Source organism: Variovorax sp. YR634, assembly GCF_900106655.1.
GTDB lineage: Bacteria > Pseudomonadota > Gammaproteobacteria > Burkholderiales > Burkholderiaceae_C > Variovorax.
This window is the reverse complement of sequence record NZ_FNOL01000007.1, coordinates 19,471-32,349: the sequence shown is the minus strand read 5'-3', so window position 1 is coordinate 32,349 and position 12,879 is coordinate 19,471. Positions and strand designations below refer to the sequence as shown.

At 65.9% G+C, this 12,879-nt stretch carries 15 protein-coding genes and 2 riboswitches; of the genes, 10 read left to right on the top strand and 5 right to left on the bottom strand.

The features are described from left to right. Window positions 1-5: 5 nt before the first annotated feature. Genes BLV60_RS14390 through BLV60_RS14375 form a run of 4 tightly spaced genes read right to left on the bottom strand, consistent with a single transcriptional unit; the run spans window position 6 to window position 2,825 of the window. Complete coding sequence (locus BLV60_RS14390) at window positions 6-704, bottom strand: M949_RS01915 family surface polysaccharide biosynthesis protein (protein ID WP_093055585.1); 699 nt, start codon at window positions 702-704, stop codon at window positions 6-8. Between the two features lie 11 nt (window positions 705-715). Then, window positions 716-1,138 (bottom strand): acyl-CoA thioesterase, encoded by a 423-nt coding sequence (locus tag BLV60_RS14385; protein ID WP_093055583.1) that lies wholly within the window; start codon window positions 1,136-1,138, stop codon window positions 716-718. Then, entirely contained in the window at window positions 1,135-2,022 is an 888-nt protein-coding gene (locus BLV60_RS14380; RefSeq protein WP_256329140.1) for a DMT family transporter, read from the bottom strand. Before BLV60_RS14380 ends, BLV60_RS14385 begins: the two co-directional genes overlap by 4 nt. 20 nt (window positions 2,023-2,042) lie before the next feature. Next, window positions 2,043-2,825: an SDR family oxidoreductase gene (locus BLV60_RS14375; RefSeq protein WP_093055581.1), complete on the bottom strand. Its 783-nt coding sequence runs from the start codon at window positions 2,823-2,825 to the stop codon at window positions 2,043-2,045. Between the two features lie 141 nt (window positions 2,826-2,966). On the opposite strand from BLV60_RS14375, the gene BLV60_RS14370 reads away from it, so the two are divergent. Both BLV60_RS14370 and BLV60_RS14365 read left to right on the top strand, forming a co-directional pair. Next, window positions 2,967-4,664: an electron transfer flavoprotein-ubiquinone oxidoreductase gene (locus BLV60_RS14370; RefSeq protein WP_093055579.1), complete on the top strand. Its 1,698-nt coding sequence runs from the start codon at window positions 2,967-2,969 to the stop codon at window positions 4,662-4,664. Between the two features lie 344 nt (window positions 4,665-5,008). Further along, window positions 5,009-5,494 carry a tetratricopeptide repeat protein gene (locus tag BLV60_RS14365; protein WP_093055577.1) on the top strand — a complete coding sequence of 162 codons (486 nt, stop codon included), beginning with the start codon at window positions 5,009-5,011 and terminating at the stop codon, window positions 5,492-5,494. A 34-nt stretch (window positions 5,495-5,528) separates the two neighbouring features. Here the strand turns inward: BLV60_RS14365 and BLV60_RS14360 are convergent, their stop codons facing one another. After that, entirely contained in the window at window positions 5,529-5,921 is a 393-nt protein-coding gene (locus BLV60_RS14360) for a DUF3455 domain-containing protein (protein WP_093055575.1), read from the bottom strand. 127 nt (window positions 5,922-6,048) lie between these two features. Between BLV60_RS14360 and BLV60_RS14355 the strand changes: the two genes are divergently transcribed. The 8 genes from BLV60_RS14355 to BLV60_RS14320 all read left to right on the top strand — a co-directional run bounded on the left by BLV60_RS14355 (window position 6,049) and on the right by BLV60_RS14320 (window position 12,612). Then, complete coding sequence (locus BLV60_RS14355; protein ID WP_256329079.1) at window positions 6,049-6,642, top strand: RNA polymerase sigma factor; 594 nt, start codon at window positions 6,049-6,051, stop codon at window positions 6,640-6,642. Continuing rightward, complete coding sequence (locus tag BLV60_RS14350) at window positions 6,639-7,391, top strand: anti-sigma factor (RefSeq protein ID WP_093055571.1); 753 nt, start codon at window positions 6,639-6,641, stop codon at window positions 7,389-7,391. The genes BLV60_RS14355 and BLV60_RS14350 overlap by 4 nt, the downstream gene beginning before the upstream one ends. A 38-nt stretch (window positions 7,392-7,429) precedes the next feature. Further along, on the top strand, window positions 7,430-8,449 hold the full coding sequence (gene denD, locus BLV60_RS14345; RefSeq protein ID WP_093055569.1) for a D-erythronate dehydrogenase: 1,020 nt from the start codon (window positions 7,430-7,432) through the stop codon (window positions 8,447-8,449). A 44-nt stretch (window positions 8,450-8,493) separates the two neighbouring features. Continuing rightward, complete coding sequence (locus BLV60_RS14340) at window positions 8,494-9,468, top strand: TRAP transporter substrate-binding protein (RefSeq protein ID WP_093055567.1); 975 nt, start codon at window positions 8,494-8,496, stop codon at window positions 9,466-9,468. Between the two features lie 97 nt (window positions 9,469-9,565). After that, window positions 9,566-10,078, top strand: a complete 513-nt coding sequence (locus BLV60_RS14335) for a TRAP transporter small permease (RefSeq protein ID WP_093055565.1) — start codon at window positions 9,566-9,568, stop codon at window positions 10,076-10,078. Window positions 10,079-10,089: 11 nt separating this feature from the next. Beyond that, the gene (locus tag BLV60_RS14330) at window positions 10,090-11,382 is read left to right on the top strand and encodes a TRAP transporter large permease (RefSeq protein ID WP_093055563.1); all 1,293 of its coding nucleotides are present in this window, start codon (window positions 10,090-10,092) and stop codon (window positions 11,380-11,382) included. Between the two features lie 106 nt (window positions 11,383-11,488). Further along, window positions 11,489-11,953, top strand: coding sequence for a L,D-transpeptidase Cds6 family protein (locus BLV60_RS14325; protein WP_093055561.1), 465 nt, complete (start codon window positions 11,489-11,491; stop codon window positions 11,951-11,953). A 98-nt stretch (window positions 11,954-12,051) separates the two neighbouring features. Further along, entirely contained in the window at window positions 12,052-12,612 is a 561-nt protein-coding gene (locus BLV60_RS14320) for a hypothetical protein (protein WP_093055559.1), read from the top strand. Between the two features lie 33 nt (window positions 12,613-12,645). Then, window positions 12,646-12,736: riboswitch (glycine riboswitch) on the top strand. Between the two features lie 12 nt (window positions 12,737-12,748). Next, window positions 12,749-12,861, top strand: a riboswitch (glycine riboswitch). The last annotated feature ends 18 nt before the right edge of the window (window positions 12,862-12,879 follow it).

Here is a 12,879-nt window from a genome sequence, read left to right as displayed (position 1 = left end):
CCTCCTCAGCGGCGGGCGGTTTCCCGCTTCGGCGCAAAGTCGTAGGAGTTGTCGAAGCCGAACTGCCCGGCGTCGTACATCGCCTTCATCTTCTTCACGAGATGCCGCTGCACCGGCTTGGGCAACGCAAAGTAGTTGTCATTGGCGGTGGTCTTGCGATCGCCGTCCAGATGACCGGTGATGGCGTGGATCGTCGCCTTGCGGCCCAGATGGAAAGCGACGATCTTGATGCGCCCCACGTAGTCGTCGTTGTCGATGTGATCGGAGTCGACGGGGTTGAAGAAGCGATACACGAGGATCGGGTCGACCAGCCCGTCGCCGTCGATGTCCGCGAGTTCGATGAGCTTCGAGCGAAAGTTGACGCCGGCCTCGTCCTTGTTGGCGAAGTCGCGGATCGACCATTCACGGGTCAAGGTGTTGTCGCCGCCCACCTTGTAGAGCGAGGCCTGGATGGCCGAGGACAGCAGTTCCCCGGCGTATGGCTCGTCCTGCTTTTCGCCGAGCAGCAAGACGTAGCTGCCCGACTTGTCGGTGTAGCAATAGCGCTTGAATGCGGGGAGTTCAAGCCCTGCCTTCTTCAGCGCCTCGGCGCTCGCGTACGGCGCATTGGCTGCGCATTCGTTCTTGCCGGGTAGGCCTATCTGGGCGTGGCTGCCGGTGACAAGCAATGCCAGGAGCGTTAACGCCAGGAGCTTCCGCTTCATCGGACCGCCGTTCACTCGCTCACCAGCGCGCGCAGCCAATCGGGCAGCGCCAGCGCCTTCTGCTTCGGGAAGTCGACCCAGATGGTGGTCGCGCCGCCAGCTGCGCAGATCACGCCGGGCTCTTCCTCGCGGGCCATGGTGCCCCAGCTCTCGAAGGTGGTGCGGCCGGGGTCGCTCACGTACATCTTGAGCAGCACGTTGCCCGGGTATTCGATCTGGCGGTAAAAATTGCAGAAGGCGTTGACGATCACCATGCCCTCGCCGCCAGGCTCGGGCTCGAAGCCGATGGAGTGCATCCAGTCGATGCGCGCGGTTTCGAGGTAGCGAAAGTAGGTGCCGTTGTTCAGATGGCCCATTGCATCCATGTCGCCCCATCGGATCGGGATCGACGTTTCATACACGAGCTTTTTCTTTTCGGGGATTTCGATTCTCATCGGTGCGCCTTGATGGATGCGAGGATGCCCAGCACGAACAGCAGCGCCGCCGCCCACTCGGCGGCCTGCGGCCAGCGGCCGTCCCAGACGAAGGAATAGAACAGCGCGAACAGCGTCTCGCTGACGATCAGCTGGCCGCACAGGCTGGCGGACAGGCGCTGGCTCGCGACGTTCCAGAGGATAGTGGCCAGCCACGACGAGCCGAAGCCGCTCGCCAGCGCGATCCACACGAACAGCATGCCGTCGGGCTGCGCCTGCAGCGTCGCCACGTCGCTGCCCGCAACGCCCCACAGCAGCAAGGCGCCCAGGCCGGTCGCCACGCCGAGCCAGTTGGCCCAGTCGGTTGCGTTGAGCTCGGTGTGGCGCTGCAGCCAGACGGCATTGAGCAGGCCGTACACCGTCCAGCTTGCCATTGCGGCCAGCGCCAGCGCGATGCCCCAGCCGAAGCGGGCACCGCCACTGCCTGCGCCGTGCTGCGCGGACCATGCGCCATAGATCATCAGCGCGATGCCCGCGCCCGTGAGCAGCAGCCCCGGCAGCAGCGCGCGCATCCGCAGGCCGACGGGCCGGCCCAGCAGCATCATCCAGACAGGGATCGTGCCGATGATGAGGCTGGGTACCTCGGTGCCCGCCGCCTCGATGCCGAAGGCCAGCAGCAGGTAGTAGCCGGTAAAGCCCAGCACGCTGAGCCCCAGCGCCGCGAGCGCCTGCCGCCCGTTCGGCCAGCGCACTGCAGCCGGCCGCGCGAACACGGCCAGCGCCGAGACCGCTCCGAACACCGCGAAGCGCGAGGCCGTGATGTCCACCATGCCGAAGTGACCCACCATGCGCGGTGCCACGAAGGTCAAGCCCCAGAGCGCACCCGCGGCCAGCCCGGCCGCAATGCCGACCCAAGCCCGCGGACTCAGAGCGAGAACCCGTCGTCGGCCGCGATGACGGCGCCGTTCACGAAGTGGCTCTGGCCGCTGGCCAGCAGCACGATCAGGCCGTCCAGGTCTTCGGGCTTGCCCACGCGCTTGCGCGGCAGCATGTTGACCAGCTTGGCGCCGCCTTCGGTGCTCCAGTGTTCCTCGTTGAGCTCGGTTGTGATGTAGCCCGGGCACAGCGCGTTCACGTTGATGCCGAAGCGACCCCATTCGAGCGCCATGGCCTTGGTCATCTGCACCACGGCGATCTTGCTCATGCAGTACGTGCCGATCTGCGGCATGACCTTGAGCGCCGCCGCCGACGCAATATTGATGATGCGCCCACCGATGTAGGTGCCAGGCGCCGTGCCCTGGGCGCGCGCCAGCATGCGCTTGCCGACCTCTTGCGCCACGAAGAAGGAGCCCTTCACGTTGGTGTCGAAGATGTAGTCGTAGTCGTCGGGAGTCACGTCCTGCAGGCGCTGTGTGGTGCTCACGCCCGAGTTGTTGACCAGGATGTCGATGGCGCCCACCTCGGTCTCGGCACGCGCTACCGCCGCCTTGATGCTGCCGATGTCGGTCACGTCGAGCTCGACCACGTGGGCGTCGCCGCCCTCGCCTTCGATGCGTGCGCGCAGCTCCTTGAGCTTCTCGACGCGGCGGCTGGCCAGCACCACAGCGGCGCCCGCACGAGCCAGGGTTTTCGCGAACTGGGCGCCGAGCCCGCTGGAGGCGCCGGTGACGAAGGCCACGCGGCCGGAAAGATCGATGCTGTAAGCCATGAACTGAATCCTGTGGAGTCGCGCAGGTGACGCCCAAGCGCCCCGCCCACGAGTGACACGGACCGCCCGTGGACGCCGCATAAAATGCCCCGCAACCCGGGAAGCCCCGCGCCTCGAAAAATCATTATCGACCCAACCCACATGACCCACGACGAAATCCTCGCCCAGTTCGGCCCTCGCGAAGCCATGGAATACGACGTGGTCGTGGTCGGTGGCGGCCCGGCCGGCCTCTCGACCGCGATCCGGCTCAAGCAACTCGCCGCGCAACACGAAAAAGAGATCTCGGTCGTGGTGCTCGAAAAAGGCTCGGAGCCCGGCGCGCACATCCTCTCGGGCGCCATCATGGACCCGCGCGCGCTCAACGAACTGCTGCCCGACTGGAAGGAACTCGGCGCCCCGCTGAACCAGCCGGTGACAGACGACGCGATGGTGTTCCTGGGCGAGAAGTCGAGCCTGCGCACTCCCAACCTCTTCCTGCCGGCCTGCTTCCAGAACCACGGCAACTACATCATCAGCCTGGGCGCCTTCACCAAGTGGCTGGCGCAGCAGGCCGAAAATCTCGGCGTCGAGATCTTCCCGGGCTTTCCTGCCGCTGAAGTGCTCTACAACGAAGACGGTTCGGTGCGCGGCGTGGCCACCGGCAACATGGGTGTCGGCAAGGACGGCGAACCGACCGAGAACTTCCAGCTCGGCATGGAGCTGCTGGGCAAGTACACGGTGTTCGCCGAAGGCGCGCGCGGCCACCTGGGCCGCCAGCTGATTGCAAAGTACAAGCTCGACGCGGGCAAAGACCCGCAGACCTACGGCCTCGGCGTGAAGGAAGTCTGGGAAATCGACCCCAAGCGCCACCAGCCCGGCTTCGTGCTGCACACCGCCGGCTGGCCGATGGACAACAACACCTACGGCGGCGCCTTCCTCTATCACATGGAGGACAACAAGGTCACCATGGGCTTCATCACGGGCCTGGACTACAGCAACCCTTACCTGAGCCCGTTCGAGGAAATGCAGCGCTGGAAGCTGCACCCCAACATCCGCTGGTACCTCGAAGGCGACGAGGCCAAGGGCATCAAGCCGGCCAAGCGCATCGGCTACGGCGCGCGCGCCATCACGGCCGGTGGCCTGATGTCGCTGCCCAAGACGGTGTTCCCGGGCGGCGCACTGGTCGGCTGCGAGGCCGGCTACCTCAACGTGAGCCGCATCAAGGGCAGCCACGCCGCCATCAAGACCGGCATGCTGTGCGCCGAGGCCGCCTTCGACGCGGTCACAGCCGGCCGCCAGCACGACGAGCTCACGGCCTACCCGGCCGCCTTCGAGAAGAGCTGGCTGCACGCCGAGCTGAACAAGGCGCGCAACTTCAAGGCCTGGTTCAAGAAGGGCCTGGGCATTGCAACTTTCATGAACGGCATCGAGCAATGGCTGCTCAAGGGCCACATTCCGTGGACGCTGCACCGCAACAAGCCCGACCACCAGTACCTGAAGCCCGCGGCGGAGTGCAAGCCCATCGTCTATCCGAAGCCGGACGGCAAGCTCACCTTCGATCGTCTCTCCAGCGTGTTCATCAGCAACACGAACCATGAAGAGCAGCAGCCGGCCCACCTGACGCTGAAGGACGCGACGGTGCCGGTCAACATCAACCTCGCCAAGTTCGCTGGCCCTGAGAGCCGCTACTGCCCGGCCGGCGTGTACGAGTTCGTCGGCACGGAAGACGGCAAGCAGCGCCTGCAGATCAACGCGCAGAACTGCGTGCACTGCAAGACCTGCGACATCAAGGATCCGACGCAGAACATCGTGTGGGTTACGCCTGAGGGCGGTGGCGGGCCGAACTACGTGGGGATGTAAGGCGCTCTGCGCTTGTGTGAGAAGCCCTCTTCGGAGGGCTTTTTCGTTTCGGTGCTGTTTGCGTTCGGGGGTGTGTGCGAAGGCCACCGGGTGCTCCCCTCCGCGAATGTCCCCCGGCCTGCGGCCTCCTCCTTTATTTCGCTGCGGGGGAGCACCCGGCGCCCTTCGCACGATGAGTGCTGCTGTTGTCTGCCGAGAACAACTGCTGCGGGTCCGCGAAAGGCTCTCATCTTTTCTCCTTGACCATGCGTCCATTCAGCAACCCGTGGCGTAAATGGAATCAGGACGGCGATGCACGTCGCCGTCCGCTAGCCCATTCAATTCATCGAAGAGGATCTTTCGCCATGAACACCCTGCTCCACCGCATCGCCATCGCCGCCGCTCTGACCGTCACCGCCGGCCACGCGCTCGCCGCCGACCCAGCCCCCGCTCCTGCACCGGTCGCCAAGGCCGCGCCTGCCAGCAAGCTGTCCGCCGCCCGCGCACTGATCGCCGACAGCAAGTGGACTGCAGCCATCAGCGAACTCGAACGCGTCAACGACACCGGCAATGCCGACTGGAACAACCTCATGGGCTACACCCTGCGCAAGTCCGGCGCCGGCAAGTGGGCCGCCTCGGAGAAGTACTACGACGCCGCGCTGAAGATCGATCCGAAACACGTCGGTGCGCTCGAATATTCGGGCGAGCTGTACATCTCGATGGGTGACCTGCCCAAGGCCGAGCAGCGTCTTGCCGCGCTGGGCCAGGCCTGCAACATGGCCTGCCCCGAGTACAAGGACCTGAAGGCTTCCGTCGAGAGCTTCAAGGCCGGTGGCGCCAAGAAGAGCTGAGCATGAGGCGGGCCGGCCGGCCCGCTTCATGCGGCTACCTGGCAACCAGGAAGACGTAGTCCGCGCTGTAGTCCTGCCGGATGCGCTTGCCCGCATCGGCCTGCGCCTCGCACCCCTTTGCCGGCGCATTGCCGCCAAGGGTATTGATGCGCTGCACGCCGGTGACATCGGCCAACTTGCCGGGACCGCCGGCCGACTTGGCGGACAGCAGCAGCCACGGAATGTCGGCCTCGCGCTGGCCGTTGGCGCGGGCCTTGCATTCGTAGATCTGCACGCCCACTGCGTGCCAGGTGAAGGCGGCGCGTTCGCCATCGGATGCCCTGATGGCGGCCGGCAGTTCGGTGGCTGGCGATGCGCAAGCGGCAAGCAAGGCGGCGCCCAGCAGGGCAGCGCACGAGGGAAGAATTCGCGTCGATTTCAATGTCATGGCATTTCCCGGTTCAGGAAGAAAAGATAAACGAACGAGTGCGGACCGGATCATCCGGCCCTTCTCCAGAAACGACACGCACGCAGGAACGGATGCAATACTCGCCCGCATGAATAGAAATATTCTGATGAGCCTGCAAGACCTGATCGCTGGCGCGGCCCGTGGCGACCACGCGTGCTTTGCGCAGATCTACGAACGCACGCACCTGCATCTGTTCGGCGTCGCGGTTCGTATGTTGGGCAATGAACAGGCGGCCGAAGACGTGCTGCAAGAGGCCTATGTGAGCATCTGGAAAAACGCGGGCGGCTATCGCTCCAGCGTCGACGGGCAAGAGATCCAGCCCATCACCTGGCTGATCGCAATCGTGCGCAACAAGGCGCTGGACGCGCTGCGCGCGCGCAAGCGGCGCAACACCCACGAACAACCGCTGGCCACGGGTCCGGACGGCGAGCCGGAAACCGGATCTGACACGACAGCCGACCCGGCCCCCGGCGCTGCGCAGCTGCTCGACCAGGCCATGCATGCGCTTCGCATCGATGGCTGCATGTCTGCGCTCGACGGCAGCTTCCGCCAGAGCCTGGCGCTGGCCTACTACCAGGGCCTGTCGCACACCGAGGTGGCTGCACAGATGAATGCGCCGCTCGGCACGGTCAAGGCATGGATACGGCGCGGGCTCGATAAGCTGCGTGCCTGCCTGAGCGCACAGGGGGTGGCGCCATGAGATACACCGACGCCCGCCTGCTCGATGCACTGGCATCGGCCTACGCACTGGGCACGCTCGAGGGCGGCGCACGGCGGCGCTTCGAGCGACTGATGCGCGATCGCGCGGACGTGCGCGACGTGGTCGCGCAATGGGAGCAGCGGCTCGGGCAGTTGGCCCTGTCGGTGCCGCAGCGCAAGCCTTCGGCCGATCTCTGGCGCGCGATCGCCGCACGCACCCAACCCGCCCAGGCACAGCAAGCACGACAGGCACGGCCTTCTCGCTGGCCCAGCTGGCTGCGGCCCGCAGGCTTCAGCTTCGGCGGGCTCGTGGCGGGCGTCATCGCCGCGAGTGCGTTGTTCCTTGCCGTGCCCGGCGCCTTCATCACGAGCGACCAGCTCGCGATGCGTACGGGCGAGCGGCTGCCGCAAAGCTATGTGGGCGTGCTCACCGACACCGACGGCCGGGGCCGATTGCTGGTCAGCTCGCTGCGGCACGGCCGCACGGTCACGCTGAAGGTGCTGGGTGCGACAGCGCTGCCCGTTTCGGGCGATGAACGGCTCGTGCTGTGGGCCTTGCCCGCCGATGCAGCGCCCTTGGCCATCGGCGCGGTGCCGGCGAGCGGCGCTGGCACGCTGACGCTGCCCGACACCTCCGAGAAACTTCTGTCGAAGGTCTCGCGCCTCGTCGTGACGCGCGAGCGCAGCGCCTCGCCCGCGGCCCCCAGTGCCGATGTGGTGTTGAGCGGCGCCTGCGCCAAGCTCTGGTGAGCCTCGCTTATTCTTGCGGCTCACAGGAGACAAAACCCATGCAGATCGTCATCACCGGCGGCGCCGGTTTTCTGGGCGCGCGCCTCGCACGCACGCTGTTGAAGCAAGGCCAGCTTTCGCTGGCCGGCGCACCGGCCCAGCCCATCGAACGCATCACGCTGGTCGACCGCGCGGGCGCTCCCACCGACCTCGCGGCCGATGCGCGCATCACCACCGTGACGGGCGACCTGAACGCACAGCTCGCCGCTGACGCAGATGCCACCGTCTGGCGCGAAGCCGATGCCATCTTCCACCTGGCCGCCGCGGTGAGCGGTGAATGCGAAGCCGACTTCGACCTCGGCATGCGCAGCAACTTCGCGGCCACGCATGCCTTGCTCGAAAAAGTACGTACGCTCGGCACGAAACCCGTGCTGGTGTTCGCCAGTTCGCTCGCAGTGTTCGGCGATTCGCCCGAGCAGCCGCTGCCGAAGGTGATCGAAGACCACACGCTGCCCACGCCGCAGACCAGCTACGGCATCCAGAAATTCATTGGTGAACAGCTGGTGGCCGATTTCACGCGCAAGGGCTTCGTGCGCGGGCGCAGCGTGCGGCTCATGACGGTGAGCGTGCGCCCGGGCAAGCCCAACGGCGCGGCCTCGGGCTTCTTCAGCGGCATGATCCGCGAGCCGCTGGCCGGGTTGCCCGCCGCCTGCCCCGTGCCCGACGCAACGCCTGTCGCCATTGCGTCACCGGCGCGCACCATCGAAGGCATCATCCGCGCCGCCGAGGCCAGCGATGCGCAGTGGGGCCCGCGCACCGCGCTCAACCTGCCCTCTCTCGCCACCACGGTCGGCGAAATGGCCGCGGCGCTGGAGCGCGTGGCCGGCAAGGCCGCCACCGCCCTGCTGGACCGCACACCCGACCCGACGATCCAGCGCATCGTGAAGACCTGGCCGGGCCACATCGATACCGTGCGCGCAAGGGCGCTGGGGCTCACGTCCGACGAAAACTTCGAGGCCGTCATTCGCGAGTACGTCCGTGAAAATCCCGACGCGGTAAAGCTCCCGGGTGTTGCATAGTCCGTTGCGCCTGACGCGCACCTGACCCCAACCCCGGAGACATCATGAAACTCGGCCACATCGCCGCCGCCTGCCTTTCGCTTGCCCTGGGCACTTCCGCCTTCGCGCAGCAACCGACCGTTCTGAAGATCGGCTACGCGACCTCCAAGGAGTCGCACTACGGCGTGGGCTCCACGGTGTTCTGCGAAGAAATCGAGAAAGGCACCCAAGGCCGCTACAAGTGCCAGCACTTCGCCAACTCGGCGCTCGGCGGCGAGCGCGAGCAGATCGAGGCCATCCAGCTCGGCACGCAGGACCTGGTCAACACCTCGACCGGCCCGGTGGGCAACTTCGTGCCCGAGGTCAAGATCGTCGACATTCCGTTCCTGTTCCGCGACTACGACCATGCGCGCAAAGTCATGGACGGCCCCATCGGCCAGGACATCCTGACCAAGTTCCCGAGCAAGGGCATCATCGCGCTGGCCTGGACGGAGAACGGCTTTCGCCACATGACGAACAGCAAGCGCGACATCGTCAAGCCCAGCGACGCGGCCGGCCTGAAGATGCGCACCATGGAAAACAAGGTGCACATGGACGGCTACCGCACCTTCGGCATCCTGCCCACGCCCATGGCTTTCCCTGAACTGTTCGGCGCGCTGCAGCAAGGCACGGTCGACGGGCAGGAGAACCCGATTCCGGTGATCCTGTCGTCGAAGTTCTCGCAGGTGCAAAAGCACCTCTCGCTCACGGGCCACGTGTACTCGCCGGCGCTGCTTCTGCTGTCGCCGAAGGTGTGGAACAAGCTGTCTGACGCCGACAAGAAGGTGTTCACCGAAGCCGCGAAGAAGGCCGCCATTGCCCAGCGCAAGAAAGTCAACGACGACGAGAACAACGGCATTGCCCAGCTCGAGAAAGACGGCATGAAGGTCACGCGCACCGTCGACGGCGCCGCCTTCCGCGAGGCGCTGAAGCCCGCCTACGTGAGCTACGCCAAGGAATTCGGCGCGGACAACATCAAGAAGATCACGGACGTCAAGTAAGCCCTGAGCCGCCACGGCCGGCTCTCCGGCAACGCGCCCGGCACGCATGCGTGCGCCGGGCGCTTCGTTTTTCAGACAGAACAGAGAACAACACAAAGTGCAAGCCTTCGAGCGCTACTTTCTCGCCGCCAACCGCTGGGCGCTGATTCTTCTGCTGGCCGCCATGTCGGTCATCATCTTCACCAACGTCGTGCTGCGCTACACCACGAGCCAGTCGCTCGAATGGGCCGAGGAGGTGTCGCGCCACATGATGATCTGGCTCACCTTCCTGGGCGCCGGGCCGGTGCTGCGCTACGGCGGGCACATCGCGGTCGAGAACCTGCAGGACGCCTTGCCCCGCAGCGCGGCCGTCGCGGTGCGCATCGTCGTCGCCGGGCTGCTGTTCGCATTCTTCGGTTTCATGGTCTGGTACGGCTGGCTGTACATGGAACGCACGATGTTCCAGCTCACTGCCGTGACTCAGATTCCGTTCGCCTACATCTACAGCGCGATGCTGTTCGGCGGCATCTTGTTGATCGTGCACTGGCTGCTGGTGGTGCGCGGCTACGTGCTGCGCAGGGAGTTCGCGTCCGACGCGCACTTCGACGCCAACGCCTCGGCGTCGCTGTAAGGAGAACGACCATGGACGCAAGCATTGTTCTGATCGTTTCCGCCTGCATTTTCCTGGCCATCGGCGTGCCGGTGGCCTTTGCGCTGGGCCTCTCCACCGTTACCACGCTGATCCTTGCGGAGAACTACCCGCTGATGGTGCTGCTGAAGGAAACCTTCACCGGCATCGACAGCTTTCCGCTGATGGCGGTGCCCTTCTTCATTCTTGCGGCCGAACTCATGAGCGGCGGCTCGCTCACCGAGGTGCTGCTGCGCTTCGCAGGCCAGTTCGTGGGCCACCGACGCGGCGGGCTGGGCTACACCAACGTGGTGTCGCTGACCTTCTTTTCGGGCATCTCGGGCTCGGCGCTGGCCGACGCGGCGGGGCCGGGGTCGATGCTCATCAAGATGATGGACAAGGCCGGCTACGACCGCTCGTACGCGGCGGCGCTCACGGCCTCGACCGCCATCGTCGGGCCGATCATCCCCCCCTCGATCATCATGATCATCTACGCGCTGCAGGACGAGAGCGTATCGGTCGGCACGCTGTTCGCGGCCGGCATCATGCCGGGCATCCTGATCGCGGTGGCGATGTGCGTCGTGAACTTCTACGTCTCGAAAAAGCGCAACTACAAGGGCGACGGGCAAACGCCTCCGCTGCGCGAGATCCTGGTCACGACCTGGAAGGCGATTCCCGCGATCCTGCTGCCGGTGGTGATCCTGGGCGGCATGCGCGCCGGCTGGTTCACGCCGACCGAGGCCTCGGTGGTGGCGGTGTTCTATGCGCTGGTGTGCGGCAAGTTCGTCTACCGCACGCTCGAGTGGAAGATGCTGCCCGACATACTCTCGCGCTCGGCGTTGCTGTCGGCTTCGGTGCTGATCATCATCGGGCTGTCGGCCTCGTTCGCGTGGGTGCTGACCATCGAGGGCATTCCGCAGCAGATGGCCGAATGGCTCATCAGCATGAACCTCTCGCCGTGGATGTTCCTGATCATCGTCAACGTGTTCCTGCTGCTGTTCGGCATCTTCATCGAGCCGCTGCCGGGCGTGATGGTGCTGGCGCCGATCCTCGCGCCGGTGGCCATCAAGCTGGGCGTGGACCCGGTGCACTTCGCGATGATCGTGATCTTCAACCTCACGCTGGGCATGATCACGCCGCCGGTGGGCGGACTGCTGTTCGTGACCTGCAACGTGTCGAAGGTGCCGATGTCGGCGCTGGTGAAGGAACTGGTGCCGTTCCTTTGGGCGCATGGGGCTGTGCTGGTCATCCTGACCTTCGTGCCCGCGCTGAGTACGTGGCTGCCGCACGTGCTCGGGTTCAAGTAACGGCCTGGGCTCCGGGGCCTGATCGGCCCGGTGAATCGGCGGATGTTCACTGCCAGAATCGGGCGACGGGCCAAGGGCCGACAACCGACAAGGAGGGGACTGCGCCATGAATCGATTCCTGAGCTGCCTGCTGGGCGGCGCCTTGCTGGCTCCGGCTGCCTTCGGCGCCCCGCCCGCAATGCCCGCCGCGGTACCAGCCCCCGTATCGGCAGCAGCGCCGGCCGATCCCGCCTCCAGCATCCGCGAAGTCGAAGCCGCCGTGCGCGCCTGGGCCGCGGCCTGGTCAGCCCGGGACGTGGTGCGCTACCTGGCCGCCTATGCACCCGACTTCACGCCGCCCCGAGGCCAGGACCGCAAGGCCTGGGAGGCGGACCGCCGCGCGCGCATTACCGACAAGACGACCATCAGCGTGAGCATCGACAGCCTGGTCATCAGCGTCCAGGGGCAGGCGGCCAGCGCGAGCTTTCAACAGACCTACAGCGCCGACAAGCTGCGCGAGAAGAGCCGCAAGACGCTGGAATTGCAGCGCGTGGGCAACCAGTGGCTCATACGCAAGGAAAGCGCGGGCTGAAGGCCGGCCGCGATTGCCCCTGTAAGGCAAACGGTTCATGAAGATGTCACCACTTGCAACGATGCTGCAGCCCTCGATTCCCGAAAGCTGTGGCTGCCATGTTTCCCACCAAGACCGACAAGGCGCGCGACGAACTCCAGGGCGGACAGCGCACGCTCAGCCAGCGTGAGCGCGCCCTGCTGCTGATGGCCGATGGCCGGCGCTCGCTGACCGACTTCAGTCCGCTGTTCTCCAACCGGGTCGAAGCCGAACAGGCGATCCAGGCGCTGGTGCAGCGGGGCTACCTGCAGGCCCCGCAGGCTGCTGCTGCGGCACCGGCGCCCGCACCGATAGCAGCCCCCGCCCGGCCCGCGCCTATCGCCGCCGCCGAGCCGATCCAGGTCGCCACCACCTCGGCCGACACCTTCGACGGCAAGCGCTCGCTGGCCACCACGCGCATGTTCCTGTTCGACATCTGCGAGCGCATGTTCGTGCGGCGCGACCCGAAATTCGCGCTGCAGATGCGCGACGCCCTGCGCGAGGCCCGCGACCGCGAGGCGATGCTGACCATCGCCGCGCTGATGCTCACCGAGATCGAGAAAACCGCAGGGGTGGAACGGGCCGAATCGCTGCGCGAGCGCATCGACAAGCTGCTGCCGCCGGCCGAAATCATCCACTGACGCAAAACCCCTGCCCCGCGCGATCCACTACACTCGCCAGGGTCAGGAGAGAGCCCCGCGTGCCGGGGCCGCCGAAGGCGCAGGGGTTTCCCGAACGCTCAGGCAAAAGGACTGACAAGGCGCCGGTGAACACCGGCGTTTCCTTGCTGGAGAGAGGCCGTTGCAGTGAAAACTGCCCATCGGCCCACCGAAGGAGCAAACCCCGATCGTGGGGCGAATCTCTCAGGTAAAGCGGACAGCAGGGGTGGCCCATGGCTTGCGTCATGG